General features: G+C 72.2%; 25 protein-coding genes and 1 pseudogene. 13 read left to right on the top strand and 13 right to left on the bottom strand.

Annotated elements, in window-relative coordinates; all coding sequences use genetic code 11:
• Positions 1-85 precede the first annotated feature (85 nt).
• Both PYS65_RS31645 and PYS65_RS31640 read left to right on the top strand, forming a co-directional pair.
• Positions 86-2,368, top strand: a complete 2,283-nt coding sequence (locus PYS65_RS31645) for a heavy metal translocating P-type ATPase (protein ID WP_279337358.1) — start codon at positions 86-88, stop codon at positions 2,366-2,368.
• 182 nt (positions 2,369-2,550) lie between these two features.
• Entirely contained in the window at positions 2,551-3,222 is a 672-nt protein-coding gene (locus PYS65_RS31640) for a phosphatase PAP2 family protein (RefSeq protein WP_279337357.1), read from the top strand.
• Positions 3,223-3,275: 53 nt separating this feature from the next.
• Here the strand turns inward: PYS65_RS31640 and PYS65_RS31635 are convergent, their stop codons facing one another.
• Together PYS65_RS31635 and PYS65_RS31630 are read right to left on the bottom strand one after the other, a co-directional pair.
• Positions 3,276-4,067, bottom strand: coding sequence for a response regulator (locus PYS65_RS31635; RefSeq protein WP_279337356.1), 792 nt, complete (start codon positions 4,065-4,067; stop codon positions 3,276-3,278).
• Positions 4,064-4,267 carry a hypothetical protein gene (locus tag PYS65_RS31630; protein ID WP_279337355.1) on the bottom strand — a complete coding sequence of 68 codons (204 nt, stop codon included), beginning with the start codon at positions 4,265-4,267 and terminating at the stop codon, positions 4,064-4,066. The genes PYS65_RS31635 and PYS65_RS31630 overlap by 4 nt, the downstream gene beginning before the upstream one ends.
• A 349-nt stretch (positions 4,268-4,616) precedes the next feature.
• Here PYS65_RS31630 and PYS65_RS31625 point away from each other — a divergent pair, with 349 nt between their 5' ends.
• From PYS65_RS31625 to PYS65_RS31605, 5 genes are all read left to right on the top strand, one after another.
• Positions 4,617-5,600 (top strand): Bug family tripartite tricarboxylate transporter substrate binding protein, encoded by a 984-nt coding sequence (locus PYS65_RS31625; protein ID WP_279338140.1) that lies wholly within the window; start codon positions 4,617-4,619, stop codon positions 5,598-5,600.
• The gene (locus tag PYS65_RS31620; protein ID WP_279337353.1) at positions 5,597-6,136 is read left to right on the top strand and encodes a tripartite tricarboxylate transporter TctB family protein; all 540 of its coding nucleotides are present in this window, start codon (positions 5,597-5,599) and stop codon (positions 6,134-6,136) included. Before PYS65_RS31625 ends, PYS65_RS31620 begins: the two co-directional genes overlap by 4 nt.
• 1 nt (position 6,137) lies before the next feature.
• On the top strand, positions 6,138-7,631 hold the full coding sequence (locus PYS65_RS31615) for a tripartite tricarboxylate transporter permease (protein WP_279337352.1): 1,494 nt from the start codon (positions 6,138-6,140) through the stop codon (positions 7,629-7,631).
• Between the two features lie 184 nt (positions 7,632-7,815).
• Positions 7,816-8,901, top strand: a complete 1,086-nt coding sequence (locus PYS65_RS31610) for a GDSL-type esterase/lipase family protein (protein ID WP_279337351.1) — start codon at positions 7,816-7,818, stop codon at positions 8,899-8,901.
• A gap of 85 nt (positions 8,902-8,986) precedes the next feature.
• Complete coding sequence (locus PYS65_RS31605; RefSeq protein ID WP_279337350.1) at positions 8,987-10,645, top strand: cellulase family glycosylhydrolase; 1,659 nt, start codon at positions 8,987-8,989, stop codon at positions 10,643-10,645.
• A gap of 89 nt (positions 10,646-10,734) precedes the next feature.
• Here PYS65_RS31605 and PYS65_RS31600 read toward each other — a convergent pair whose 3' ends face one another.
• Both PYS65_RS31600 and PYS65_RS31595 read right to left on the bottom strand, forming a co-directional pair.
• The gene (locus PYS65_RS31600; RefSeq protein WP_387037770.1) at positions 10,735-11,439 is read right to left on the bottom strand and encodes a class F sortase; all 705 of its coding nucleotides are present in this window, start codon (positions 11,437-11,439) and stop codon (positions 10,735-10,737) included.
• Between the two features lie 117 nt (positions 11,440-11,556).
• Positions 11,557-12,513, bottom strand: a complete 957-nt coding sequence (locus PYS65_RS31595; RefSeq protein ID WP_279337349.1) for a putative sodium/potassium/calcium exchanger — start codon at positions 12,511-12,513, stop codon at positions 11,557-11,559.
• A 153-nt stretch (positions 12,514-12,666) separates the two neighbouring features.
• Between PYS65_RS31595 and PYS65_RS35300 the strand changes: the two genes are divergently transcribed.
• Positions 12,667-12,858 carry a DUF6332 family protein gene (locus PYS65_RS35300; RefSeq protein ID WP_388706139.1) on the top strand — a complete coding sequence of 64 codons (192 nt, stop codon included), beginning with the start codon at positions 12,667-12,669 and terminating at the stop codon, positions 12,856-12,858.
• Positions 12,859-12,882: 24 nt separating this feature from the next.
• Here PYS65_RS35300 and PYS65_RS31590 read toward each other — a convergent pair.
• Both PYS65_RS31590 and PYS65_RS31585 read right to left on the bottom strand, forming a co-directional pair.
• Positions 12,883-13,209, bottom strand: a pseudogene (locus tag PYS65_RS31590) (response regulator); the annotation flags it as partial.
• 137 nt (positions 13,210-13,346) lie between these two features.
• Positions 13,347-14,045, bottom strand: coding sequence for a TetR/AcrR family transcriptional regulator (locus tag PYS65_RS31585; RefSeq protein ID WP_279337348.1), 699 nt, complete (start codon positions 14,043-14,045; stop codon positions 13,347-13,349).
• Between the two features lie 157 nt (positions 14,046-14,202).
• On the opposite strand from PYS65_RS31585, the gene PYS65_RS31580 reads away from it, so the two are divergent.
• Positions 14,203-14,658 carry a nitroreductase/quinone reductase family protein gene (locus tag PYS65_RS31580; protein WP_279337347.1) on the top strand — a complete coding sequence of 152 codons (456 nt, stop codon included), beginning with the start codon at positions 14,203-14,205 and terminating at the stop codon, positions 14,656-14,658.
• Here PYS65_RS31580 and PYS65_RS31575 read toward each other — a convergent pair.
• Positions 14,648-15,901, bottom strand: a complete 1,254-nt coding sequence (locus PYS65_RS31575) for a geranylgeranyl reductase family protein (protein ID WP_279337346.1) — start codon at positions 15,899-15,901, stop codon at positions 14,648-14,650. The genes PYS65_RS31580 and PYS65_RS31575 overlap by 11 nt on opposite strands.
• Before the next feature lie 230 nt (positions 15,902-16,131).
• On the opposite strand from PYS65_RS31575, the gene PYS65_RS31570 reads away from it, so the two are divergent.
• Positions 16,132-17,493 (top strand): dipeptidase, encoded by a 1,362-nt coding sequence (locus tag PYS65_RS31570; RefSeq protein ID WP_279337345.1) that lies wholly within the window; start codon positions 16,132-16,134, stop codon positions 17,491-17,493.
• 157 nt (positions 17,494-17,650) lie between these two features.
• Here PYS65_RS31570 and PYS65_RS31565 read toward each other — a convergent pair whose 3' ends face one another.
• From PYS65_RS31565 to PYS65_RS31555, 3 genes are all read right to left on the bottom strand, one after another.
• The gene (locus PYS65_RS31565) at positions 17,651-18,691 is read right to left on the bottom strand and encodes an NUDIX hydrolase (protein ID WP_279337344.1); all 1,041 of its coding nucleotides are present in this window, start codon (positions 18,689-18,691) and stop codon (positions 17,651-17,653) included.
• 139 nt (positions 18,692-18,830) lie between these two features.
• Positions 18,831-19,022: a hypothetical protein gene (locus tag PYS65_RS31560; protein ID WP_279337343.1), complete on the bottom strand. Its 192-nt coding sequence runs from the start codon at positions 19,020-19,022 to the stop codon at positions 18,831-18,833.
• A 77-nt stretch (positions 19,023-19,099) separates the two neighbouring features.
• Positions 19,100-20,053 (bottom strand): ROK family protein, encoded by a 954-nt coding sequence (locus PYS65_RS31555; protein ID WP_279337342.1) that lies wholly within the window; start codon positions 20,051-20,053, stop codon positions 19,100-19,102.
• 211 nt (positions 20,054-20,264) lie between these two features.
• Here PYS65_RS31555 and PYS65_RS31550 point away from each other — a divergent pair, with 211 nt between their 5' ends.
• A complete protein-coding gene (locus tag PYS65_RS31550; RefSeq protein WP_279337341.1) occupies positions 20,265-21,341 on the top strand; it encodes a LacI family DNA-binding transcriptional regulator in 1,077 nt (358 codons plus the stop codon).
• Positions 21,342-21,348: 7 nt separating this feature from the next.
• Positions 21,349-22,176 carry a hypothetical protein gene (locus tag PYS65_RS31545; RefSeq protein WP_279337340.1) on the top strand — a complete coding sequence of 276 codons (828 nt, stop codon included), beginning with the start codon at positions 21,349-21,351 and terminating at the stop codon, positions 22,174-22,176.
• A gap of 12 nt (positions 22,177-22,188) precedes the next feature.
• Here the strand turns inward: PYS65_RS31545 and PYS65_RS31540 are convergent, their stop codons facing one another.
• Positions 22,189-23,493: a DUF6986 family protein gene (locus PYS65_RS31540; protein ID WP_279337339.1), complete on the bottom strand. Its 1,305-nt coding sequence runs from the start codon at positions 23,491-23,493 to the stop codon at positions 22,189-22,191.
• A 227-nt stretch (positions 23,494-23,720) separates the two neighbouring features.
• Between PYS65_RS31540 and PYS65_RS31535 the strand changes: the two genes are divergently transcribed.
• Positions 23,721-24,626 (top strand): endonuclease/exonuclease/phosphatase family protein, encoded by a 906-nt coding sequence (locus PYS65_RS31535; protein ID WP_279337338.1) that lies wholly within the window; start codon positions 23,721-23,723, stop codon positions 24,624-24,626.
• 102 nt (positions 24,627-24,728) lie between these two features.
• Here PYS65_RS31535 and PYS65_RS31530 read toward each other — a convergent pair whose 3' ends face one another.
• Together PYS65_RS31530 and PYS65_RS31525 are read right to left on the bottom strand one after the other, a co-directional pair.
• Positions 24,729-25,691: an electron transfer flavoprotein subunit alpha/FixB family protein gene (locus PYS65_RS31530; RefSeq protein WP_279337337.1), complete on the bottom strand. Its 963-nt coding sequence runs from the start codon at positions 25,689-25,691 to the stop codon at positions 24,729-24,731.
• 61 nt (positions 25,692-25,752) lie between these two features.
• The gene (locus PYS65_RS31525; RefSeq protein ID WP_279337336.1) at positions 25,753-26,541 is read right to left on the bottom strand and encodes an electron transfer flavoprotein subunit beta/FixA family protein; all 789 of its coding nucleotides are present in this window, start codon (positions 26,539-26,541) and stop codon (positions 25,753-25,755) included.
• Positions 26,542-26,709 lie beyond the last annotated feature (168 nt).

The following is a 26,709-nucleotide window of genomic DNA, read 5'->3' as shown; positions in this document are numbered from 1 at the left end:
TGAAACCGGGAGGGATACCCCCGGCCCGTATACTGCAACCGGCGGCCGGGCACGTCCAGGCCGGCCCTCGTCACCAGGAGCGCTCATGACCGTCCGTACAGCCGGCACCGAGACCGAGGCCGGGGCCCAGGAAGAGGTGGAGCTGGTCATCGGCGGGATGACCTGTGCCTCCTGCGCCGCGCGGGTCGAGAAGAAACTCAACCGGATGGACGGGGTCACCGCCACGGTCAACTACGCCACTGAGAAGGCCCGGGTGTCGCACGCCGGTGCGGTCACCGTCCAGGACCTGATCGCCACCGTCGAGGCCACCGGGTACACGGCACGGGAGCCCGCGCCGCCCGCGCGCGGGAACGGACCCGCCGCCTCCGGCTCCACCGACTCCCCCGACGAGCTCCGGTCGCTGCGGGAGCGGTTGATCACGGCCGTGGTGCTGTCGGTGCCCGTCATCGCGATGGCGATGATCCCGGCCCTGCAGTTCGAGTACTGGCAGTGGCTTTCCCTGACGCTGGCGGCACCGGTCGTGACGTACGCGGCGTGGCCCTTCCACCGGGCGGCGTTCACCAACGCGCGGCACGGTGCGGCCACCATGGACACGCTGGTCTCGGTCGGCACCTCGGCGGCGTTCCTGTGGTCGCTGTGGGCGCTCTTCTTCGGCACCGCCGGCACCCCGGGCATGACCCACCCCTTCGAGCTGACCATCGCCCGTTCGGACGGCGCCGGGAACATCTATCTGGAGGCCGCCGCGGGTGTCACCGCGTTCATCCTGGCCGGGCGGTACTTCGAGGCGCGCGCCAAGCGGAAGGCGGGCGCGGCGCTGCGGGCGCTGATGGAACTGGGCGCGAAGGACGTCACCGTGCTCCGGCCCGACGGGCGCGAGGAGACGGTGCCCGTCGAGGATCTGGTGGTCGGTGACCGTTTCCTGGTGCGCCCCGGCGAGAAGATCGCGACCGACGGGACAGTCGCCGAGGGCACTTCGGCGGTGGACGTCTCCATGCTCACCGGAGAGTCCGCGCCGGTGGAGGTGGCCCCCGGGGACGCGGTCACCGGGGCCACACTCAACGCGGGCGGACGGCTCGTCGTGGAGGCCACCCGGGTCGGCTCCGACACCCAGCTCGCCCGGATGGCGAAGATGGTGGAGGACGCGCAGAACGGGAAGGCCGCCGCGCAGCGGCTCGCGGACCGGATCTCCGCGGTCTTCGTACCGGTCGTGATCGCGCTGGCCCTGGGCACGCTGGGCTTCTGGCTGGGCAACGGCGCCGGGCTGACCGCCGCGTTCACCGCCGCCGTGGCCGTACTGATCATCGCCTGCCCGTGTGCCCTCGGCCTCGCCACGCCGACCGCGCTGATGGTCGGCACCGGGCGCGGCGCGCAGCTCGGCATCCTCATCAAGGGCCCGGAGGTCCTGGAGACCACCCGCCGCGTCGACACCGTGGTGCTCGACAAGACCGGCACGGTCACCACCGGCCGGATGACCCTGCTCGCCGTGCACCCGGCCGAAGGTACCGACGAGGCCGACGTGCTGAGGCTGGCCGGCGCCCTGGAGCACTCCTCCGAGCACCCGATCGCCCGTGCCGTCGCCGACGGCGCCCGGGAGAAGCTGGGCACGCTGCCCTCCCCCGAGGAGTTCGGCAACGTGCCCGGACTCGGCGTCCAGGGTGTCGTGGAGGGCCGTGCGGTGCTCGTCGGCCGGGAACAGCTGCTGACGCAGGGGGAACTGAAGCTGCCGGCCGAGCTGGCGCGGGTCCTGGAGTCGGCCCAGGCGGCCGGGCGCACCGCCGTCACGGTGGCCTGGGACGGCGAGGCGCGCGCGGTGCTGGAGATCGCCGACGCCGTGAAGGAGACCAGCCCCGAGGCGGTGCGCCGGCTGCGCGCGCTCGGCCTCAGGCCCGTCCTGCTGACCGGCGACAACGAGGCGGTGGCCCGGACCGTCGCCCGCGAGGTCGGGATCGCGCCGGAGGACGTCATCGCCGAGGTGCTGCCGCAGGACAAGGTGGATGTCGTCAAGCGCCTCCAGGCGGAGGGCCGCTCGGTCGCGATGGTCGGCGACGGGGTCAACGACGCGGCCGCGCTGGCCCAGGCCGACCTCGGACTGGCCATGGGCACCGGCACGGACGCGGCCATCGAGGCCGGCGACCTGACCCTCGTCCGGGGCGACCTGCGGGCCGCGGCGGACGCGATCCGGCTGGCCCGCCGCACTCTCGGCACGATCCGGTCCAACCTGTTCTGGGCCTTCGCCTACAACGTCGCCGCGCTGCCGCTCGCCGCGGCCGGCCTGCTCAACCCGATGATCGCGGGGGCGGCGATGGCCTTCTCCTCGGTCTTCGTCGTCGGCAACTCCCTCCGGCTGCGCACCTTCCGGGCGGCCTGACCGGCGGCGGTCACCCGGACGGGTGTGACGGCCGGACTGCGGCGGGGGCGCGGGGACGCACCGGGTGGACCACGCGTACCGTGGACACCTGGTGACCCCCGGTCCACGGTGCGGGTGCGGGCGCGCCCAGCGAGCCCCGTACCCGTGGACCCCCCTCCACAACGCCCCCGCGGGAGAGACGAATGAGCGAGCCGACCACCACCGACCAGGGCGGTGCCCGTCCGCTCACCGCACCCGCCCGGCCCGCCGACGGACTCCGCCGGGTGGCGTCCGCCGTCCTCGGCGATCTCAGGGCCGTGGACGGCGCCCTGTACGCGGCGGTGGCGGCCACTCCCACCCCCACCCTCGACCGGGCCCTGCGCCGCCTCTCGCACGCGGCCGACCATTCGAAGATCTCGTTCGCCATCGCCGGTGCCCTCGCTCTGGGCGGGTCGCAGCAGCGCCGGGCCGCGCTCGTCGGAGTGGGGGCCATAGCCGTGGCGTCGGCGTCGGCCAATCTGCTCGGCAAGCGTCTGGTCCGCAGGGACCGGCCGGACCGGGAGGCGGCCCGGGTGACCGTGGACCGGCATGTCCCGATGCCCACCTCGGCTTCCTTCCCCTCCGGGCACACCGCCTCGGCGGTCGCCTTCGCCACCGCCGTCGGTACGGTCCTGCCCGCGGCCTCCGGCCCGCTCGGCGCACTGGCCGGCGCGGTGGGCTACTCACGCATCCATACGGGCGTGCACTACCCGGGAGACGTCGCCGCCGGTGCGGTTCTCGGCATCGTGAGCGCGGCCACCGCCCTCGCCTTGGCGTCCGCCCGCCTCCCCGCCTCGTACGGGAGCAGAAAGCCACGCCCGCCCCGGACCCGTTGACCGCCGGCCGGGGAGGCTGAACACCGGCCCCCGCCGGTCCCCGGCCAAAGCCCCTAGAGCCGTGCCCCGCCCCACGGGCGGACCTCGCCGGCCCGCCGGCCGGCCTGCCGCGGGGGCCGTCCGACGAACCGGTAGCGGCGTTCCGGCCGTCCCGCGACCCCGTACCGCAGCGAGACCTCGGCCGTGCCGACGGTGTGGAAGTGTTCCAGGTAGCGGCGGGCGCTGACCCTGGAGACGCCGGTGAGGGCGGCGCACTCGGTGGCCGACAGCGTGCCGTCGGCCTCGCGCAGGGTGCGTTCGACCAGTTCGGCGGTCTCCACGCTCATGCCCTTGGGCAGCACCGGAGCCGCGGACGCCACGACCGGCGCCGCCGCTCCGGCCAGCACCCGGTCCACGTCGGCCTGGCCACGCACGACCGTGCCCAGCAGCCGACCGCGCCGGCCGGCGTACCGCTCCAGTCTGACCCGCAGGTCCTCGAACTCGAACGGCTTGAGCAGATAGTCGACGACCCCGTGCCGGACCGCCCCGCGCACCGTCTCCGCCTCCCGTGCGGCGCTGACGACCATCACGTCGCAGTCGTGCCCCGCGCTGCGCAGCCGGGGGATCACCTCGAGGCCGAACAGGTCCGGCAGGTACAGGTCGAGCAGCACCAGACCGGGACGGAGTTCGTCCACCGCGGCGACGGCCTGCTCACCGGTGCCGGCGACGCCGACCACCCGGAACGCCTCGAGGCGGTCGACGAAGGCGCGGTGTACACGGGCCACCATGAAGTCGTCGTCGACCACCAGCACGTCGATGGCGTCGGCGCGGGCGGGCCCGGCGTGCTCACCGTGCGTACTGGTCATCGGCCGGCTCCTTCCGCCACCGCGTCGGCGAGGTGGCTCACGGTCATGCGGGCGCCGGACATCGTCCTGTCCGGGGTGTCGGTCCTCGAGATCGCGCCGCCGTGACGTTCGCGGACGAGGCGGGTGAGCACCAGGCCGACGGTGAGCCGACGCACCGGCATCTCGCCTGCGGGGGTCCGGCGGCGGAAGGTGACGGCCACGGCGTACTCAATCTCTTCTGCCGGCGGGCTCTCCGGTCGGCGATGCGCTCCGGCGGACACGACGCGGTGCGACGCGGGTGACGGGCTGCCCCATCATGGCGCCCACCTGCGCCGAACGAAAGACACATGCCCCGTCCGAACGTGCCGTCGGTGCCCCGGGAATGCCGCGACACGGCCGCCCGGGGCCCGCCCCGGACGCGCGGCGGGCCGCTGACGCAATGACCAAAACCTCCGTTGGTTCCGCAACCGGGACAGCCTGCGGGCACCCGTGCACCATGTGGCGCACGCCGCCCTCCCCCACAGGGCTTCGCGTGACCTCCGGACGACCGACCGACAGGTGGTGGCATTCGTGCGCCTGCGCACCCCCCTCGCCCTGCTCGGGGCCGCCGTGCTGGTACTCGTGGGTCCGCCGCTGCTCACGACCGGCAGCGGCACCGAGACCGGCACACGGATCCCGGGCCTGCGCCTCATGGTTCCCAACACGCCCGGCGGCGGCTACGACATCACCGCCCGTACGGCCGCGAGGAACGCCGAGGACGCCGGGCTCACCCACAACATCCAGGTGTTCAACCTGCCCGGCGCCGGCGGCACCGTCGGCCTCAGCAGGCTGGTGAGCGAACACGGCAACGGCAAGCTCGCCATGTCGATGGGCCTCGGTGTCGTCGGCGCCGTCCGGTCCAACGACGCGCCGAAGACCCTCGGCGACACCACCCCGATCGCCCGGCTCACCGAGGAGCAGGACGTCGTCGTGGTCGCCGAGGACTCCCCGTACCGAACGATCGACGACCTGATCGACGCCTGGAGGGACGCCCCCGGCAGGCTCCCGGTGGGCGGCGGTTCCTCCCCCGGCGGACCCGACCACCTCGCGCCGATGCTGATGGCGCGGGCCGCCGGGATCGCTCCGAAGCAGGTCAACTACATCCCCTTCGACGGCGGCGGCGAACTGCTCGCCTCGATCCTCGGCAACAAGGTCGGGTTCGGCGTGTCCGGTGTCGGTGAGTATCTCGACCAGATCAAGGCGGGTGAGCTGCGCCTGCTCGCGGTCACCGGACCGGAGCGGGTCCCCGGACTCGACGCGCCCACGCTGCAGGAGGCGGGCTACGACGTGAACTTCACCAACTGGCGCGGCCTCGTCGCCCCGCCCGGACTGACCGACGCCGAACGCGACACACTCGTGGCTCTGGCCGAGGAGTTGCACGACTCGGACGAATGGCGCACGTCCCTGAAGCAGAACGGCTGGGACGACGCCTTCCTGACGGGTGAGGAGTTCGGTGACTTCCTGGACGCCGAGGACAAGCGCGTGGTGTCCGTCCTGAAGGAGCTCGGACTGTGACCGCACCGACCACCGACCTGTCCCCCGCACCCGCCCCCGGACGGCGCTCCTGGCTGCGCGACCACTCGGAACTCGGCGTCTGCGCCCTGCTGTCGGCGCTCGGCGTCCTCGTCCTCACCGACGCCCTCACCATGGACGTCGACATCACCCAGCGCGGCCCCGTCGGGCCGAGGACGGTACCGGTCGTGGTCGGCGCCGGACTGCTGCTCGTCGCCGCCCTGCTCGCGGTCGACGTCCTGCGCGGCGGCCGGGGTCAGGCCGAGACCGGCGAGGACGTCGACCTGTCCGAACCCGCCGACTGGCGCACGGTGCTGCTGCTCGCCGGGGTGTTCCTCGGCTCGGCCGTCCTCATCGAACCGCTCGGCTTCCCGGTCGCGGGCGCACTGCTCTTCTGGGGGGCGGCCTTCGCCCTCGGCAGCCGCAGATTCGACCGTGATCCGCTGATCGCGGCGGTCGTCTCCCTCGTCGCCCACACCGTGTTCGACAACCTGCTCGGAGTACCGCTGCCCGGTGGTCCGCTGATGGGAGTGCTGTGACGTGAACGCCCTCAACTCCCTTCTGGACGGCTTCGGTACGGCTCTGACCCCGATCAACCTGCTGTGGGCCGCGATCGGTGTGCTGCTGGGCACCGCGATCGGCGTACTGCCCGGTATCGGCCCGGCGATGGCGGTGGCGCTGTTGCTGCCGGTGACGTACGGGCTCGATCCGATCGCCGCGTTCATCATGTTCGCGGGGATCTACTACGGCGCGATGTTCGGCGGTTCGACGACCTCGATCCTGTTGAACACACCGGGGGAGAGCGCCGCCGTGGTCGCGGCCATGGAGGGCAACCCCATGGCCAAGTCGGGTCGTGGCGCGCAGGCACTGGCCGCCGCCGCGATCGGTCACTTCACGGGTGGCATGGTCGGCACGATCCTGCTGGTCGTGCTGGCACCGGCGGTCGCCGAACTCGCCGTGGACATCGGCGCGCCGGACTACTTCGCCATCATGGTGCTGGCGTTCATCGCCGTGACGTCGGTGCTGGGTTCGTCGCGGATCCGGGGTCTGGCCTCGCTGCTGATCGGCCTGACGATCGGTCTGGTGGGACTGGACCAGATGACCGGCCAGCAGCGGCTGACCTTCGGTGCCCTCCAACTGGCCGACGGCGTCGATGTAGTGATCGTCGCGGTGGGCCTGTTCGCCATCGGCGAGGCACTGTGGGTCGCCGCGCACCTGCGGCGCAGGCCGCCCGAGCCGATCCCGGTGGGCCGGCCGTGGCTGGGCCGCGGCGACGTGCGGCGCACGTGGAAGTCCTGGGCGCGCGGCCCGTTCATCGGCTTCCCCTTCGGGGCGATCCCGGCGGGCGGCGCGGAGATCCCGACGTTCCTGTCGTACGTCACGGAGAAACGGCTGTCCAAGCACCAGGACGAGTGGGGCAAGGGCGCCATCGAGGGCGTGGCGGGACCGGAGTCGGCGGCGTCGGCCTCGGCGGCGGGCACGCTGGTGTCCATGCTGACGCTCGGCCTGCCGACCACGGCCGTCGCGGCGGTGATGCTGGCCGCCTTCCAGCAGTACGGCATCCAGCCGGGCCCGCTGCTCTTCGAACGTGAGCCCGAGCTGGTGTGGGGCCTGATCGCCTCCCTGTTCGTCGGCATGGTGCTGCTGCTCGCCCTCAACCTCCCGCTGGCGCCGGTGTGGGCGAAGCTGCTGCGCATCCCGCGGCCGTACCTGTACGCCGGGATCCTGTTCTTCGCGGCGATCGGCGCGTACGCGGTCGGCGGCGAGGTGATCGACCTGGTGATTCTGCTGATCATCGGTCTGATCGGCTTCGGGATGCGGCGGTACGGCCTGCCGGTGCTGCCCGCCATCATCGCCGTCATCCTCGGCCCGGCCGCCGAGCAGCAGCTCCGCCGCGCGCTGCAGATCAGTGACGGCAACGTACGGGGCCTGGTCGATACGCCCTTCTCCGTGACCGTGTACGCGGTCGTCGCGCTGCTGCTGGCCTGGCCGCTGCTGAGGAAGGTGGTGCTCCGCAGGCGCGTCGGGTCCTGATCCGCCCGTGCTGTTCTCCGCCCCCATGGGTGTGGCGCACAGGTGCGCCACACCCATGGGGCGTCGTGACATCGCGGACCCGCCGCACGCACTTCCCTCCACCACCCCTCTTGACGCGTCACCGACAAGGGTGGCTTGATGACTTTATGGGAGCGCTCCCACCTCATCCAGGGAAGGGAACACCATGCGCGTCGCCGACCGCTTGTCGCTACGGGCCCTGCTCGTCCTGACCGCCCTGCTCCTCCCGCTCGGCCTCGCTCTCGGCCCTCTCGCGCCACGCGCGGCGGCCGCGCCGAACGCGGATCCCGTCCGCATCATGCCGCTGGGCGACTCGATCACCGGCTCACCCGGCTGCTGGCGGGCCCTGCTGTGGAACCGGTTGCAGGACGCCGGCCACACGGACATCGACTTCGTCGGCACCCTGCCCGGCCAGGGCTGCGGCCTGGCGTACGACGGCGACAACGAGGGCCACGGCGGCGAACTGGTGACCGACGTCGCGGACCGGGACCTGCTGCCCGGACGACTGGCGGCGACCCGGCCGGACATCGTTGTCCTGCATTTCGGCACGAACGACGTCTGGAGCGGCGTCTCCCCCGACCGCATCCTCGCCGCCTACACCAAGCTGGTGGCCCAGATGCGCGCGGCCGATCCCGACACGCGGCTCCTGGTGGCCAGGATCATCCCGATGAACCCCGCGAGCTGCACCGGCTGCGCCCGGCGCGTCGTCGACCTCAACGCCCTGATCCCCGGGTGGGCCGAGGCGACGAGCACCAGCCGCTCCCCGGTGACCGTGGTCGACCAGTGGACGGGCTTCGACACCGCCACCGACACCTACGACGGCGTGCACCCGAACGACTCCGGCAACCAGAAGATCGCCGCCCGCTGGTACCCGGCCCTGTCCGAACTCCTCGACCGGGGTGTCCCGGGCGATCCCGGCGACCCCGGTACCGGCGAACCCGCCTGCACCGCGTCGTTCCGGGCCGTCTCGTCCTGGCAGGGCGGCTACCAGGCCGAGGTGACGGTACGGAACACCTCCGCCGTACCCCTCTCCGGCTGGACCGCGACGGTCGCACCGGCCGACGGCGCTCGACTGACGCAGGTGTGGAACGGCACGCTCGGCACCGCCGCCGACGGCACGGTGACCGTCACCGACGCGGGCTGGAACGGCGCCCTGGCTCCCGGCGCGAGCACCGCCTTCGGCTTCCTCGCCCACACCCCGGCAACGTCCGGCGCCCCGGCGGCGACTCTCGGCTGCACGGCCACCTCCTGAGCACGGCGCACACCGGGCACGCCCCCATGACGCACCGCACGGACCAGGACCGAACCGACCCCCGAACCGCATCTCTGGAGCCGCCATGAGAACCCGCACTGCCCACCTGCCCCCTCCCCCGTCCACCGCCCCCCGCGCGGCCGGTCTGATCGCCGCCCTCCTGGGTCTTCTCCTCCCCCTGCTCGCCCTCGGCACCCCGGCCCACGCGGCCCCCACCGGCTTCCGCGTCGAGAACGGCCGGCTGCTGGAAGCCTCCGGGAACGACTTCGTGATGCGCGGCGTCAACCACGCCCACACCTGGTACACGGACCGGATCAGCTCTCTCGCACACATCAAGGCCAAGGGTGCCAACACCGTGCGCGTGGTTCTCTCCAGCGGCGACCGGTGGACCGCCGACGACACCGCCGACGTGGCCGCCGTCGTGGCGCGGTGCAAGCAGAACCGGCTGATCTGCGTCCTCGAGGTGCACGACACCACGGGCTACGGCGAGCAGAGCGGAGCGGTGACGCTCTCCCGCGCCGCCGACTACTGGATCGGTGTGCGGAGCGCGCTGACCGGTCAGGAGGACCATGTCATCGTCAACATCGGCAACGAGCCCTACGGCAACACCGGTTACACGAACTGGACGGCCGACACCAAGGCCGCGATCCGCAAGCTGCGCGACGCCGGGTTCGACCACACGCTGATGGTCGACGCCCCCAACTGGGGCCAGGACTGGGCGTTCACCATGCGTGACAACGCCGCCTCGGTGTTCGCCGCCGACCCGGACGCCAACACGGTGTTCTCCATCCACATGTACGGCGTCTTCGACACCGCGGCCGAGATCAGCGACTACCTGGGCCGTTTCGTCGCCGCACGGCTGCCCCTCGTCGTGGGCGAGTTCGGACACGACCACTCCGACGGCGACCCCGACGAGGACACCATTCTGGCCGTCACCCGGCAGCTCGGGCTCGGTTACCTCGGCTGGTCCTGGAGCGGCAACGGCGGCGGAGTCGAGTACCTGGACATGGTCGCGGACTTCGACCCGGACCGGCTGACCGGCTGGGGTGAGCGTCTCTTCGACGGCGCGAACGGAATCGCGGCCACCTCCGAGGAGGCCGCGGTCTACTCCTCCGGCCCGGGCGGTGACACCACGGCCCCGACGACCCCCGGCACACCGGCCGTCTCCTCGGTGACCTCGTCGTCCGCCACGCTCTCCTGGACTGCGGCCACCGACGCGAACGGAGTGACGGGCTACGACGTCGTCCGGATCGACGGCGGTGACGAGACGGTCGTCACCACCACCGCCGGCACCTCCGCGACCCTCACCGGCCTCTCCCCCGCCACCTCCTACACCTTCGCCGTGTACGCCCGCGACGCGGCCGGCAACCGCTCACAGCGTTCCGCCACGGTGACCGCCACCACGTCCTCCGGCGGCAGCCAGGGCGCCTGCGCGGTCGGGTACCGGGTGACGAACGAATGGCCCGGCGGCTTCCAGGGCGAGGTCACCATCCGCAACACCGGCAGCTCGGCGGTCGACGGCTGGACGCTGAACTGGACCTTCCCGGGCGCCCAGCGCATCACCCACATGTGGGGCGGCACCCCGCTCCAGACCGGTTCCGAGGTCAGTGTCGCCTCGGTCCCCTACACCGCGGCGATCCCCGCGGCCGGCTCCGTCACCCTCGGCTTCACGGCCACCATGACGGACCGTGATCCGAGTCCCTCGGCGTTCACTCTCAACGGGTCCGCCTGCTCCGTGGCCTGACGAACGCGCTGCCCGGAAGGGTGCCTTCCTCCCCCTTCCGGGCAGCGGACCCACGCCGGCTGCCGTCCACGGCGGGCGGTCCGTCAGGGTCAGACCAGGTGGGCGAAGACCACCAGATTCTCGGTGTAGTCCTTGGCCACACGGTCGTAGGCTCCGGAGCAGGTGATGAGCCGGACCTGGGCGTCGTCCGCGTCGGCGTAGACCCGATCGTCGGGGAAGTCCTTCTTGGGGAACGACTCCGCGTGGTCGATCACGAACGTCGCGTCCCGCCCGTCGGCCCGCTCCACCTTGAACCGGTCGCCCTTCTCGAGTTCGGAGAGCCGGGCGAACACGGCCGGCGAGGTCTTCGTGTCCACGTGCCCGGCGATGATCGCCGTTCCGCGCTCCCCCGGCGACACTCCGCCGGCGAACCAGCCGACCAGGTTGATGTCGTCCGCCGGCGGTGCGTCGAGCTGGCCCGAGGCTCTGATGGCGAGATCGGTGAAGGGCGCGTCGACGTCGATGTCGGGGATGCGGATCCGGGTCGGGGCGGACCGCGGCAGCTGCTTGGTCGCCGGCCCGGCCGCGGCGGAACCGGAGGCCGAAGGGGACGCCGAGGGGGACATCACTGCGGAGGCCGCGGGGGGAGAGTGCGAGCCGCGGGCGTCGGCGGGGGGCTCCTCCCCGCCGCCGAGCAGGCTCACCGCCAGCACCAGGGCCGCCGTACCCCAGAAGATCGCCGTCATGAGGGCGCGCAGTCTTCGCCTCGCCGGAGTCGGATCGGTGTGGTCGGGGGAAAGGGGGCGGGTTGCCATCGGGGTACCACCTCATTCGGACACGGCAGCGAACACGGCATACGAAAGGGCGAGTCGGGGCCGCCGTACACGCGACGCGCATACGGCGGCCCCGACTGCTATGACGTCAGGCATGGCTCAGGCCACGCTTCCGGAAGCCTTCTTGCGCTTCAGCGCGTAGGCACCGGCACCGAGGACCGCCAGGGCGGCCAGGCCGCCACCGGAGACACCCGGGTCCGCGAGGCCGCCACCGCCGGCGTGCACTCCGCCGTGCGGCTTCTCCTTGTAGCCGCCCTCGTCCTCCTTGTAGCCGCCCTCGTCCTTGTAGCCGCCCTCGTCCTTCTTGTAGCCGCCCTCGTCCTTGTAGCCGCCCTCGTCCTGCTTGCCGCTCCAGTCGTCCCCGTTCACGGCCGCGAGAGCCCCACCACCGGTGTGCACTCCGCCGTGCGGCTTCTTCTTGTACTCGTCGTCCTTGTCGTTCTTGTACTCGTCGCCCTTGTCGCCCCTGCAGTCGCCCTTCTCGTCCTTGTACTCGTCGCTCTTCTCGTCCCTGCAGTCGCCCTCGTCCTCGTAGTCCCCCTCGTCCTCCTTGTCCTCGTAGCCGCCCTCGTCCTGCTTGCCGCTCCAGTCGTCCCCGTTCACGGCCGCGAGAGCCCCACCACCGGTGTGCACTCCGCCGTGCGGCTTCTTCTTGTACTCGTCGTCCTTGTCGTTCTTGTACTCGTCGCCCTTGTCGCCCTTCTTGTAGTCGCCCTCGTCCTCCTCGCCCTTCTTGTAGTCGCCCTCGTCCTCCTCGCCCTTCTTGTAGTCGCCCTCGTCCTTCTCGTCCTTGTACTCGCCGTCGTCCTTCTCGTCCTTGTACTCGCCGTCGTCCTCGCCCACAGCGGTGAGAGCGCCGCCACCGGTGTGCACTCCGCCGTACGGCTTCTTCTCGTAGTCGTCCTCGTCGTGGCTGCTGTCCTCCTTGTGCTCCTTGCTGTAGGAAGACTTGTCGTGGTCCGAGTCGCCCATATGGGCGGCAAAGGCTGCAGGCGCCCCGACCACGAGGGCCGCGGTGGCCGTCGCGGTGGCGAGCAGCATGCGGGCAGAGCGCATCTGACTTTCCTTCCGTCGGCGCGCCCGGCTGCTGACACTTAACCAGCACGGTTGACCGGGCCCCGACGTGATTAACCGTCAGTCATAAGAGCCGCTCCCACCATTCGAGGCGTTCACACGGGTTACGGCTTCACCCCGACGGCGTACCGGCGAGTGCTCACGGGGTGGTGGCGGCTCCGCGCTCCCTTCAGTCTCCCGGGCACCGTCGAAGGTCTCCCGCTCCGGGCCGGGCCGGTGCTCGCGTCAGTTCTCTCCCTCGTCCGTGTGGTCGGTGCGCTGCCGCGGTTCCGGACGACTGCTCAGCTCAGCCCAGCCGGCCCGGCCGCACCAGGCCCGACTCGTTGACCAGGAAGACCAGTTGTGCCCGGTCGCGGCTGGCTCCTTGGAACGGGTCGCGAACCCGGCGATCAGACGCCGGGGCACCGCCGGTGGGAGCAGCGCGTCTCCCGCGACCACAGCCTGCGCCGCGCACAGGAGTTCCTCCGGATCGGTGTCCTTCACCAGGAAACCCGAGACACCCGACCGGATCGCCTCGAAGACGTACTCGTCCAGCTCGAAGGTGGCGAGCATGACCACCTTCATGACCGTCAGGTCCGTGTGTCCGGTGACCCTGCGGGTGACAGCCGGCCCGTCGAGTGCGGGCATGCGGATGTCCATGAGGACGATGTCGAGCCGCAGTTCGCGGATCAGCAGTACCGTGCCGGACACGAACGGCAGCAGTCGCGCGAGGGGACCGGCGGCACCGGCCGGGCGGGCCGGGCCGCCACATCCCCGACGTCGCGATCACGTGCACTCCCGGCGAAGTACGTGATCAAGGGTGCCTGGGGAGGCCGCTACGCCGATGCCGGCAGCCCCACGGAGTGGGCGAGCCGGCCCACCGCGTGCCGGAAGAACGTCTCGCGGTCCTCCACGACCCGGTGGAACTGCCCGAACACCTCGAACCCGATCAGTCCGTACAGCTCGGCCCAGGCCGCCACCATCGCCGCCACCACCTCCGGGGGGAGGTCCGGCGCGAGGTCGGCGGCCATCCGCTCGGCTTCCGGCCGCAGCCCGGCCGGAAGCGGGGGTTTCGCCAGGGCGGAGTCGCGCTGCGCGTCCCGCAGGATGTCCATCATCAGGAAGCCCAGGCGGGCGGCGGCCGGGACGGTGGTCTCCGGCGCGCTGTATCCGGGCACCGGCGACCCGTAGATCAGCGCGTACTCGTGCGGGCGCCCGAGCGCCCAGTCACGCGCACCCTCGCAGACCGCGGTCCAGCGCCGGGCCGGCGCGGTGTCGGCGACCGCGTCGTGGGCTGCTTCCACAGCGTCACCGAGGGAGTCGTAGGCGTCGATGATGAGCGCGGTCAGCAGGTCGTCGCGGCTCGGGAAGTACCGGTACATCGCGGAGGAGGCCATACCGAGCTCGCGGGCCACGGCCCGCAGTGAGAGCTTGGCGGCGCCTTCCGCCGCGAGCTGACTGCGGGCCGCCTCCTTGATGGCCGCGGTGACTTCGAGCCTCGCTCGGGCACGGGCGCCGTGTGCAGTGCTGCTCATGCGCCTCAGTGTCCCACAGGTCCAGAGCAGCGCACACAAAAGAGAGCAGTGCTCTTGATTTCTCGCGCCGGCGTCGTGCAGACTGAGGACACGTAGCGAGAGCAGTGCTCACAAAAGAGAGCGTCGCTCCCCACGGCATTCCGACCGGAGGACACCGATGGCGTCGTCAACGCCCTACTACCGCAAGAGCAGTCCCGTGGCTGTCCGGCTCAACAGCGTCATCGGCTGGCTGGCCCGGCACGGGGTCAGCCTCGCCGGCACCGCCGAGATGTCCGTCCGCGGCCGCAAGAGCGGCCGGATGCAGCGCATCCCGGTCAACCCGCACATCTGGGAGGGCACGCAGTACCTGGTCTCGGCGCGCGGCCACTCCCAGTGGGTACGCAACATGCGCGCTGCCGGGGGCGGGGAACTGCGCGTCGGGCGCAAGGTCCGCTCCTTCACCGCGGTGGAGCTTCCCGACGAGGAGAAGCTCCCGATCCTGCGGACCTACCTGAAGAAGTGGGGCTGGGAGGTGAACCAGTACTTCCAGGGGGTCACCGCCGAGTCCTCCGACGAGGAGATCGTCGCGTCCGCCCCCGACCACCCGGTCTTCCGGATCACGGTCACGAACTGACGGACGCGCCCTCGGAGTCGGACCCGCCGCCCGCGGGACGCCGGTCCAGCGCGGTCATGGCGCGGTGGGCCAGCGGATGGGTGCGGACCAGCTCGCCCAGTGTCGTCGCCCCGCGCGTGATGTCCCGGAACGCCTTCCAGGCGGGGCGAAAGCCGGTGAGGACGGCGTGGAACACCCCGGGACGCCGTTCGAACGCGGCCAGCATCCGCTTGCCGACGCTCATCTCGACTCCGAGTCCCGCCTTGACCGCGAAGGCGTAGTTCAGCGCCTGTCGGCGCGTGTCCACGGCGTCGTGCGCCTCGGCGATACGCACCGCCCACTCCCCCGCCAGCCGGCCCGAGCGCAGCGCGAAGGAGATGCCCTCACGGGTCCAGGGTTCCAGCAGTCCGGCGGCGTCCCCGCAGACGAGTACCCGGCCGCGTGAGAGCGGCGAGTCCTCGGCGCGGCAGCGGGTCAAGTGGCCGGAGGAGATACTCGGTTCGAAGCCGGCGAGGCCGAGCCGTCCGATGAAGTCCTCCAAGTACCGCTTGGTCGCGGCGCCTTCGCCTCGCCGTGAGATCACACCGACGGTCAGTGTGTCCCCCTTGGGGAAGACCCACCCGTAACTGCCGGGCATCGGCCCCCAGTCGATGAGCACCCGCCCCTTCCAGTCCTCGGCGACGGTCTCCGGCACCGGGATCTCCGCCTCGAGCCCCAGGTCGACCTGGTCGACCTTGACCCCGACGTGCGCTCCTATCCGGCCGGCGCTGCCGTCCGCGCCGACCACGGCCCGCGCGAGCACGGTCTCACCGCCCTGCAGGACGAGGGCGACCGTGCGGCGGTCCGGCACGGCCGAGCCGTGCTGCTCGACCCGCTGCACGGCGGCGCCGGTCCGCAGTTCGGCGCCAGCCTTCTGCGCGTGCTCCACCAGCTGGTGGTCGAACTCGGGCCGGTTGATCAGTCCGAACAGCATCTGCCTCGACCGGCGGGTGCGGGTGAAGCGGCCGTTGTGGGAGAACGTCACCGCGTGCACGCGGTCCTTCAGCGGAAGTTCGAAGCCGGGGGGCAGCGAGTCGCGCGAGGGGCCGATGATGCCGCCGCCGCAGGTCTTGTAGCGCGGCAGGTCCGCCTTCTCCAGCAGCAGCACGCGCCGCCCCGCGACCGCCGCCGCGTAGGCGGCCGAGGCCCCCGCGGGTCCCGCGCCCACCACGACGACGTCCCATACCTGCCGTGCGTCGTCCGCCGAAGAGTTCTCGCTGCTCACGATGGTTACTGCTCCCGATCCAGCCGCCTGCCTCCCCCAGGCTCTCGGCTCCGCTCGAGCAGGGGGCACCCCGTCTGTCTCCCGCATACTACGGCGACGATCACTCGAGGCCGCTGTGGGAGGATCGGACGGCATGGATGCCCCGTACAAGGGCCTTGCCCGTGCCGCATGACCGTCCCGCACACGAAAGTACGCATCCGTACAACGTCGCACCCACAAGGAGCGTGCCCATGTCGTCGAATCCGGTCGCCGTGACCGTCGCCTCGCTGATGCCCCGGGCGAAGGAGGAACTCGCCGAACTGGTGGCCTTCAGGTCGGTGGCGGACTTCGACCAGTTCCCGCGCGGTGAGAGCGAGGGCGCCGCGCGCTGGATCGCGGACGCGCTCGCCGCCGAGGGGTTCCAGGACGTGGCCCTCCTCGACACCCCGGACGGGACCCAGTCGGTGTACGGCTACCTCCCCGGCCCCGAGGGCGCGAGGACAGTGCTCCTGTACGCCCACTACGACGTGCAGCCGCCGCTGGACGAGGCGGGCTGGGACACCCTGCCGTTCGAACTGACCGAGCGGGACGGCCGCTGGTACGGGCGCGGGGCCGCCGACTGCAAGGGTGGCGTGCTCATGCATCTGCTGGCCCTGCGCGCGCTCCAGGCCGACGGGGGTGTGCCCGTCCACGTCAAGGTGATCGCCGAGGGGTCGGAGGAACAGGGCACCGGCGGCCTGGAGCGGTACGCCGAGCAGCACCCCGAACTCCTGGCGGCCGACGCCGTCGTCATCGGCGACAGCGGCAACTTCCGCGCCGGTCTGCCGACGGTGACCTCCACCCTGCGCGGCATGACGCTCGTACGGCTGCGGGTCGACACCCTCGAGGGCAACCTGCACTCGGGCCAGTTCGGCGGCGCCGCCCCCGACGCCCTGGCCGCCCTGGTCCGCGTCCTGGACTCGCTGCGCGCCGAGGACGGCAGTACCACCGTCGACGGGCTGACCGGCGACAGCACGTGGGACGGACTGCAGTACGACGACGAGCAGTTCCGCAAGGACGCCAAGGTGCTCGACGGCGTGGACCTGATCGGCTCCGGCACGGTCGCCGACCGTATCTGGGCCCGCCCGGCCGTCACCGTCCTCGGCATCGACTGCCCGCCGGTCGTCGGCGCCACCCCGTCCGTGCAGGCGAGCGCCCGCGCGCTGATCAGCCTGCGCGTGCCGCCGGGCGTGGACGCGGTCGAGGCGACCAAGCTGCTCCAGGCGCACCTGGAGGCGCACACGCCGTGGGGTGCGCGGGTGAGCACCGAGCAGATCGGGCAGGGTCAGGCGTTCCGCGCCGACACCACCAGCCCGGCCTACCGGGCCATGGCCGACGCGATGGCGGTCGCGTACCCGGGCCAGGAGATGAGTTACGCCGGCCAGGGCGGCTCCATCCCGCTGTGCAGCACCCTCGCGGCGCTCTACCCGCGGGCGGAGATCCTCCTTATCGGGCTGAGCGAGCCGGAGGCCCAGATCCACGCGGTGAACGAGAGCGTCTCCCCCGACGAGCTGGAGCGGCTGTCGGTCACGGAGGCGCTGTTCCTGCGCAACTACGCGGCCACCGTGGGCTGATTCCGCCGGGCCCGTCCGACGTTCTGCCGCGCTGCCGCCGTGCGCGGATCCGGACACACGCACGGCGGCAGCGCTCTGCGCGGGCGGCGGACGCGGCCGGGGCGTCCCACCGAGCCTGTGGGCGCCGAGCGGCCCGCCGCCGTCCCGCGTCCGCTCCTCAGCCGACCGGTACCCCCGCTTCCAGGTACATGGCCTTCCCGCGTTCCCGTGCCCGCAGGGCGCGGCAGAGGCGCTCGTAGCGCACCGGGGGCAGCATGTCGGCGGCCTCCGTCTCGGAGACGAAGCGCCAGTCGCGCAGTTCGGGGCCGGGCAGCAGCAGCCGCGCGGCGTCGGCGGCGGCCAGACGACCGCCGTCGAAGAGCAGGCGCAGACCGCCGTAGGCGGGCGGCGCGGGTGGTTCCCAGTCGACGACGAGTAGCGTCGGCACGTCGTCGAGGCGGATCCCGGTCTCCTCGGCGACCTCGCGCACGCCCGCCCGCGCGGGTGCCTCCCCGGGTTCGACGACCCCGCCCGGGAACTCCCAGCCCGGCTTGTAGGTCGGGTCCACGAGGAGCACTCTGTCCCGCTCGTCGAAGAGCAGGACACCGGCGGCCACGGTCTCGGCGGTCGGCTCGGGTGTCTGCACGATGTCGCAGGCGGGCACCTCTCCGTTGCCGACCGCCTCGGCGATGCGGGCGGCGGCGGCGTACGGAGTCAGCGGGCCGGTGTCGACCGGGTAGGCGTCGGCGGTGAGCCAGGAGGCCAGGGCCGCCCGGTACGGCTCGATGTGGTCGTAGCACCACTGCCGTACCCGCATCTCGCCGTCCGGGAGGTCCGGTGGGACCTCCCGGCCCGCTATTCGCTCGCGCAGGATCGTTTCCGCCGGGGCGAGGAGAACATGCCGGACCGGAATGCGGCGGGCCGCGAGGCCGCCGAAGATCTCGTCCCGGTACTCCTGTCTCAGCAGGGTCATCGGAACGACGAGGGTCCCGCCGAGTTCGGCGAGCATCGCCGCCGCCGTGTCTATCACCAGCCGGCGCCAGATGGGAAGGTCCTGGTAGTCGCCGACCTCGGCGAGGTGTTTGGGCGGAAGCAGATGGCCCAGCGCCCCGCCGACCACCTCGGGGTCGAAGAGCGCGCTGTTCGGGATCAGTTCGATCAGTTCCCGTGCGGTCGCCGTCTTCCCCGCACCGAACGCACCGTTGATCCAGACGATCACGGTTCCCCCTCTTCTGTCGGCCCCCTGTGGCTTGCCCGCTCCACCCTGCCACGGAAACCAGCCCCAGTTGAGAACGCACGCCGACGGCGCCGACGCCCCTCGAGGGGCGTCGGCGCCGTGGATTTCGCGGTGGGTCCCGTCAGCCCCTGGCCTCCCGGTCGTCGTCGGCGAGGAGCGGGCTCTCGTCGGCGACGGTCCGGTCGAGGGCGCTGAGGGCGTCGCCGGCGGGGAGGCTGTCGAGGCTCTCACCGAGCGCGTGCGAGGGGGTGATCGCCGCGACGACGAAGCCGGTGGCGAGGGAGGCGATGGCGAGCATGCTGCGCTTCTTCATGCCCGGCCCAACTGCCGGAACCGCCTCGGGGTCACGCGGCACGGCGAACACGGCGTGATGTGTACGGCCGGCCGCCCTCAGACGCCCGCGGCGGCCGGGTCCTTCCGCCTCGCCAGCGCCGCGGCCGCCGCGCCCACCAGGCCGGCGTCGGTGCCCATCTGCGCCGGTGTCACCACGAGCCGCTGGACGAAGGACAGGGTCGCGTACTCGGTCAGGGCCTGCCGCAGAGGCGCGAAGAGGACCTCGCCCGCCTTGCCCACTCCCCCGCCGACCACGGCGATGTCGATCTCGACGAGGGTCGCGGTGGCCGCGATCCCGGCGGCCAGTGCCCGCGCGGCCCGGGCGAACGACGCCACGGCCACCGGGTCCCCGGCCCGGGCGGCGGCGGCCACCGCGGCGGCGGAGGTGTCGCCGTCCGGTCCGGGGCGCCAGCCGTTCTCCAGGGCCCGGCGGGCGATGTTGGGGCCGCTCGCGATGCGTTCCACACAGCCGCGTGAGCCGCACGGGCACGGGTCGCCGTCGAGATCCACACTGATGTGGCCGATGTGCCCCGCGTTGCCGGTCGGCCCGGGGTGCAGCCGGCCGCCCAGCACCAGTCCGCCGCCGACCCCGGTCGAGACGACCATGCACAACGCGTTGTCATGGCCGCGGGCGGCGCCCTGCCAGTGTTCGGCCGCGGTGATCGCCACACCGTCGCCGATCAGTTCCACGGGCAGTCCGCCGGTCGCCTCCCGGACCCCGGCGACCAGCGGGTGGTCACGCCAGCCGGGCACGTTCACCGGGCTCACGGTGCCCGCCGAGGCGTCCACGGGGCCGGCGCTGCCGATGCCGACCGCGCCCGCGTTCTCCCACAGCGGGGACGCGGTGAGCTCCGCCAGCACCGCCCCGACCGCCCGCATCACGGTGTCGCCGTCCTCCTCGGCGGGTGTCGGCCGCTGGGCACGGACCAGGATCCGGCCGCGGCCGTCCACCAGTGCGCCGGCGATCTTGGTACCGCCGATGTCGAGCGCCGCCACGAGGTCGGTGTGCATCAGTGTCGGATCTCCCCCGTCAACTGTCAAAAAGCGCCGAAATGACCCATGCCCGGCCAGGAACCGACACACAGGGCGAGTCACACCTCGATCTCGCGGTGGTCCGCGGGCCGGAGTGCGCGACGAACAGTGTCCCCCGAGCTTGACAACGTTGTCCAGGCTCTATGCTCGACGCCACATCCTCATACAAGCCCATGGATCCACGCATCCCGTGGTCGACAGGACAGGACACCGCACCGTGCCGGAGACGCCCCGCCGCACCGACCGCCTCTCAGGGCCCCGTTACGGCAACCGTCCGACCATGAAGGACGTGGCGGCCCGCGCCGGAGTCGGACTGAAGACGGTCTCGCGGGTGGTCAACGGCGAGCCCGGGGTCACGCCGGAGACGGAGCGCCGGGTGCAGGAGTCCATCGACGCCCTCGGTTTCCGCCGCAACGACAGCGCCCGGGTGCTCCGCAAGGGCAGCACCGCCAGTGTCGGTCTGGTCCTGGAGGATCTCGCGGACCCGTTCTACGGTCCGCTGAGCCGGGCGGTCGAGGAGGTCGCCCGCGCGCACGGCGCGCTGCTGATCAACGGCTCCAGCGCGGAGGACGCCGACCGCGAACAGGAGCTGGTGCTGGCGCTGTGCGCCCGCCGGGTGGACGGGCTGGTGGTGATTCCGGCCGGTGACGACCACCGGTATCTGGAACCGGAGCTCAAGGCGGGCGTCGCCACGGTCTTCGTGGACCGGCCGGCTGGCCTCATCGACGCCGACGTCGTCCTCTCGGACAACTTCGGCGGTGCCCGTGACGGCGTGGCGCACCTGATCGCCCACGGGCACCGGAGGATCGGTTTCATCGGTGACATGCCGGGCATCCACACCGCGTCCGAGCGGCTGCGCGGCTACCGCGCCGCCATGGAGGACGCGGACATACAGGTGGAGGACGCCTGGATCTCGCTCGGCGTCACCGACCCCGAGCGGGTGCGCCGGGCCACCGAGGAGATGCTCTCCCACCCGGACCCGGTCACCGCGGTCTTCGCGGGCAACAACCGGGTGACCGTCACCGTGATCCGGGTCCTGACCGAGCAGTCCCGTCAGGTCGCGCTCGTCGGCTTCGACGACATCGAACTCGCCGATCTGCTCCAGCCGGGTGTCACGGTCGTCGCCCAGGACGCGGCGGCCCTCGGCCGGACCGCGGCCGAGCGCCTCTTCCGCCAGCTGGACGGCACCCTGCGCGCCCCCGAGCGCATCGAGCTGCCGACCCGGCTGATCACACGCGGCTCCGGCGAACTGCCCCCGGCGGACTGAGCCCGCGGTGTCCACCGAGGACCGCACCGGTGACCCGGGTCCCGCAGGACGCACACTGCGGGCGCTGGGCCTGGCCGAGGCGCCGCGCGAGCACCCGCTGCGGTATCCGGGGCCGTGGCCACGGGAGTCGGGGCTGCTCGACGGGGACCGGCTGCTGCCGCTGGACCGCCTGGTCCACGAGGACCGGGTGCCCGTCCTCGCCTTCGGTTCCAACGCCAGCCCCGGCCAACTGCGCCACAAGGTGGCCCGGTTCGGAATCTCCTCGCCCGTCCCCATGGTGCGGGCCCGGGTGACCGGTGTCGACGTGGGCGTCTCGGCGCATGTGAGCCGGATGGGCTATGTGTCCGCTTCTCCGCTCAAGGCCCCCGGTGTCGAACGGGAGTTGTTCGTGATCTGGCTCGACGCCGAGCAGCTCTCGGCGATCGACGCGAGCGAGGGCGTGCCGCTGCCGGACGGCAACTACGACCGCGCCTGGCTGCCCGCACCCGACGTCCGCGTGGAACTCCCCGACGGCACCCCGCTCCCCGGCGCCCACGCCTACGTCAACCGGCACGGCGTCCTGCACGACGGCACCGGAGCCCCGCGCACCCACTGCGGGCAGCGCCCCCTGCTCACCGGACTCCTCATGGGATCGAGGAGGTTGCGGGAACTGTTCGGCGTCTCCGCCGAACAGTTCAGTACGCGGGCCCGTGCCGACCGGCTGCTGTGCGCGCGGGGCACGCGGGTGTTCGCCGAGGAGCACCTGGTGACGTCGTCGGGTCTGGAGCGGTACGTACGGTCCCGGCGGGCGGGGAGCCCGGGCGCCGGCGTGTCCTCGTCGCCGCCCCGCGCGTAGCCGGCGGCGGGGCTACCGGGCGGAGGCCGCCGGGCCGCCGCGGCGCGGGGACGCGAAGCCCTCCAGGCCGGCGCGGGTGAGACCGCTCGCCCGCGCGACCTCGGCGAGGTCCAGGGCGCCGCAGTCCAGGCCGCGCAGCAGGTGTCCGGCGAGGGCCTTGGCGGTGGCGGGCTCGTCCATGACGTCACCGGCGGTCCGGTCGACGTACCGGGCGAGCCGGGCGGCGGCCTGCTCGAAGCCCTCGCGGTAGAAGGCGAAGACGGCCGCGTAACGGGTGGGAAGGTGACCGGGGTGCATGTCCCAGCCCTGGTAGTAGGCACGGGCGAGGGCGCGGCGGGTGAGGCGGTGGTGCAGCCGCCAGGCCGCGTGGACCTGTGCGGTCGGGCCGACGGGCAGGACGTTGGTGGAGCCGTCCGAGAGGCGTACGCCGGTGCCCGCGGCGGCGACCTGCATGACGGCCTTGGCGTGGTCGGCGGCCGGATGGTCACTGGCCTGGTGGGCCGCGGAGACACCGAGGCAGGCGCTGTAGTCGAAGGTGCCGTAGTGCAGTCCGGTGGCGCGGCCCGCGGCGGCCTGGATCATCCGGGCGACGGTGGCGGTGCCGTCGGCGGCGAGGACGGCCTGGCTGGTCTCGATCTGGATCTCGAAGCCGAGCCGGCCGGGCTCGAGGCCGCGCGCCTCCTCGAACGCCTCGAGGAGCCGCACCATGGCGGTGACCTGCTCGGGACAGCTGACCTTGGGCAGGGTCAGCGCCAGTCCGGCGGGCAGCGGGCCGGCCTCGGCCAGGCCGGTGAGGAAGATGTCGAGGGTGCGGATGCCCCGGTCGCGCACGGCGGCCTCGAGGCACTTCATCCGGATCCCCATGCAGGGGGCGGCCGTGCCGTCCCGGTACGCCTCGGCGATCAGCAGGGCCGCGCGGGCGGCGGTCTCGTCCTCCTCGGCGTCGGGGCGGTTGCCGTAGCCGTCCTCGAAGTCGACGCGCAGATCCTCGACGGGCTCGCGCTCCAGCTTCGAGCGGACGCGGCCGTACACGTCCTCGGCGAGTGCCGGGTCCAGCCCGATGGCGTCGGCGAACGAGGCGGCGTCCGGGGCGTGTTCGTCGAGCGTGGCCAGGGCCTGGTCGCCCCAGGAGCGGAGGGTCCCGGCGGTGAAGGCGTCGCCGGGGACGTAGACGGTGTGGACGGGCTGGCGGGTGCCGGGGTCTCCGGGATAGCGCCGCGCCAGTTCGGCGTCGACGGGCGCCAGAAAGGCGCCGATCTCCGCGCCGACGGCGTCCGTGAGGCTCGTCGCGACCTGCTCCTGCCGGCCCTGGCTCATCTCCCACACCCGCCCGTCTTCCGCGGTACGGAATCAATAATCCGTCGAACGAAGCTAACGAAGCTATCGGGCGGCCTCCGCGCCGGTCAACACCGTCTTACGCCTCGCTCACAGCCCGATCCACTCCACCTTCTCGGCATGTTCACGTCCCTCTGGCACTGTTTGTACTCGCCGTCTCCGCCCGACTCGCCCGGAAACCGCCGCACAGCACCAGCGAAGGAGCTTCTGTGCCGAACCACAGCCGAGTCACGCGCCGCCTGGGACTGAAAACCGCGCTCGCCGCCTCCGTCGCGCTTCCGCTCTCCAGTACGGCACTGCCCCCCGAGCCCGCCTCGGCCCGGGAACGTCCGGACCGGCCGCTGGAGGTCATGTCGTTCAACCTGCGCTTCGCGAGTACGGCGGAACCCCACAGCTGGGCCTCCCGCAGACCCGTGACGCGCCGGCTGCTGCGCCGCGAGCAGCCGCACGTCATCGGCACCCAGGAGGGCCTCCACCAGCAACTGCGCGACATCGAGGCCGATCTGGGGCCGTCCTACGACTGGATCGGCACCGGCCGGGCGGGCGGCAGCCGCGACGAGTTCATGGCGGTCCTCTACGACACCCGCCGGCTCGCCCCGCTGGAGTACGACCACTTCTGGCTGTCCGACATGCCGTACACGATCGCCTCGAACACCTGGGGCAGCGCCCACCTCCGCATGGTCACCTGGGTCCGCTTCCGCGATCTGCGCGCCGGCGGCCGGGAGTTCTACGTCCTCAACACCCATCTGGACAACGCCAGCCAGTACGCACGCGAGCGGGCCGCCGCCCTGATCGCCGAGCGCGTCGCCGGCCTCGCGCGCTCCCTGCCGGTGATCGTGACGGGGGACTTCAACGTCGCCGCCCACGGGAACCCGGTGTACGGCACGCTGCTGGGCGCCGGTCTCGTCGACACCTGGGACGCGGCGGCCGGCCGGGGCGAGCCCTACGGGACGTTCCACGGGTACGGGCCGCTCGTGCCGGACGGTGCCCGCATCGACTGGGTCCTGACCACACCCGGCGCCACGGTGCACCGCGCCTCGGTCAACACCTTCTCCCTGGACGGCCGGTACCCGAGCGACCATCTGCCGGTACAGGCGTCACTGACCCCGGGATGACCGGCGCCGCACCGGAACAGGAGGCGCCGGGACAGGCCGAGGCCCCCACGACCACGGGAACTCGAGGTGCGGTCGCGGGGGCCTCGTACAGTGCGGGGACGGTCAGCCCTTGCGGGCCTTGACCTCCTCGGTGAGCTGCGGGACCACGTCGAACAGGTCGCCGACCACGCCGTAGTCGACCAGGTCGAAGATCGGGGCCTCGGCGTCCTTGTTGACGGCCACGATCGTCTTCGAGGTCTGCATGCCCGCCCGGTGCTGGATCGCACCGGAGATACCGGCGGCGACGTACAGCTGCGGCGAGACGGACTTGCCGGTCTGGCCGACCTGGCTGGTGTGCGGGTACCAGCCCGCGTCCACCGCGGCACGCGAGGCACCCACGGCCGCACCGAGGGAGTCGGCGAGCGCCTCGATGACCGCGAAGTTCTCCGCGCCGTTGACCCCGCGGCCACCGGAGACCACGATCGCGGCCTCGGTCAGCTCCGGACGGCCCGTCGACTCCCGCGGCGTACGCGAGACGACCTTGGTGCCCTTCGCCTGCTCGGAGAACGTGACGTCCAGGGCCTCGACCGCACCGGCGGCCGGGGCCGGCTCCACGGCCGCGCTGTTGGGCTTGACCGTGATGACCGGGATGCCCTTGGAGACACGGGAGCGGGTGGTGAAGGCGGCAGCGAACACCGACTGCACGGCCACCGGGCCCGCCTCGCCGGCCTCCAGGTCGATGGCGTCGGTGATGACGCCCGAGCCCAGGCGCAGCGCCAGGCGGGCCGCGATCTCCTTGCCCTCGGCGGACGAGGAGACCAGCACGGCGGCCGGGGAGACGGCCGCGACCGCGGTCTGCAGGGCGTCCACCTTCGGCACGACCAGGTAGTCGGCGTACTCGGCGGCCTCGTGGGTGAGGACCTTCACCGCGCCGTGCTCGGCCAGCGTGGCGGCGGTGTCGGCGGCGCCGTCGCCCAGCGCGACGGCGACCGGCTCGCCGATGCGGCGGGCCAGCGTCAGCAGCTCCAGGGTCGGCTTGCGGACCGCGCCGCCGGCGTGGTCGACGTAGACGAGAACTTCAGCCATGGGACTTCTTCTCTCCTGCTTGCGAAAGATGAGGGGCGGGAAGCGAGCTGGGCCGCGTGGCTCAGACGAACTTCTGGCTCGCGAGGAAGGCGGCGAGCTGCCTGCCGCCCTCGCCCTCGTCCTTGACGATCGTGCCCGCGGTGCGGGCCGGGCGCTCGGTCGCCGACTCGACCACGGTGTAGGCGCCCTCCAGGCCGACCTCCTCCGCCTCGAGGTCGAGGTCGGACAGGTCCCAGGAGGTCACCGGCTTCTTCTTCGCCGCCATGATGCCCTTGAACGACGGGTAGCGCGCCTCGCCCGACTGGTCGGTGACCGACACGACGGCCGGCAGCGACGCCTCGAGCTGCTCGGTCGCGGCGTCGCCGTCCCGGCGGCCCCTGACGGTGCCGTCCTCCAGGGCCACCTCGGACAGCAGCGTCACCTGCGGCACGCCCAGGCGCTCCGCGAGCAGCGCCGGCACCACACCCATGACGCCGTCGGTGGAGGCCATGCCGGAGAGGACCAGGTCGTAGCCGGCCTTCTCGATCGCCCTGGCCAGCACCAGCGAGGTGCCGATCGCGTCGGTGCCGTGCAGGTCGTCGTCCTCGACGTGGATCGCCTGGTCGGCGCCCATGGACAGCGCCTTGCGCAGCGCGTCCTTGGCGTCCTCCGGACCCACCGTCAACACGGTGATCTCCACGTCGTCGTCGGAGTTCTCCGAGATCTGCAGCGCCTGCTCGACCGCGTACTCGTCCAGCTCGGAGAGCAGACCGTCCACGTCGTCGCGGTCGACGGTCAGGTCATCGGCGAAGTGCCGGTCGCCCGTGGCGTCGGGCACATACTTCACGGGGACAACGATCCTCAAGCTCACGCCGGCTCTCCTACTGCATCGTCATTTCTGGCTGCCTGCCTTCAGGCAGCATAAGCGCCTCAAACGGCCGTTCCCGATCGGGGCGAAGCACTCTTCCCAACAAAATATTACTCGCCAGTACACCCAGTTCTTTCCCGCTGAGCAAGCGCTTTGAACTGTGACCTTCGC

The sequence above is a fragment of the Streptomyces cathayae genome (genome assembly GCF_029760955.1).
Classification (GTDB): domain Bacteria; phylum Actinomycetota; class Actinomycetes; order Streptomycetales; family Streptomycetaceae; genus Streptomyces; species Streptomyces cathayae.
Note: the sequence above shows the minus strand (reverse complement) of the source record. Positions and strands in the feature narration are given on the sequence as shown.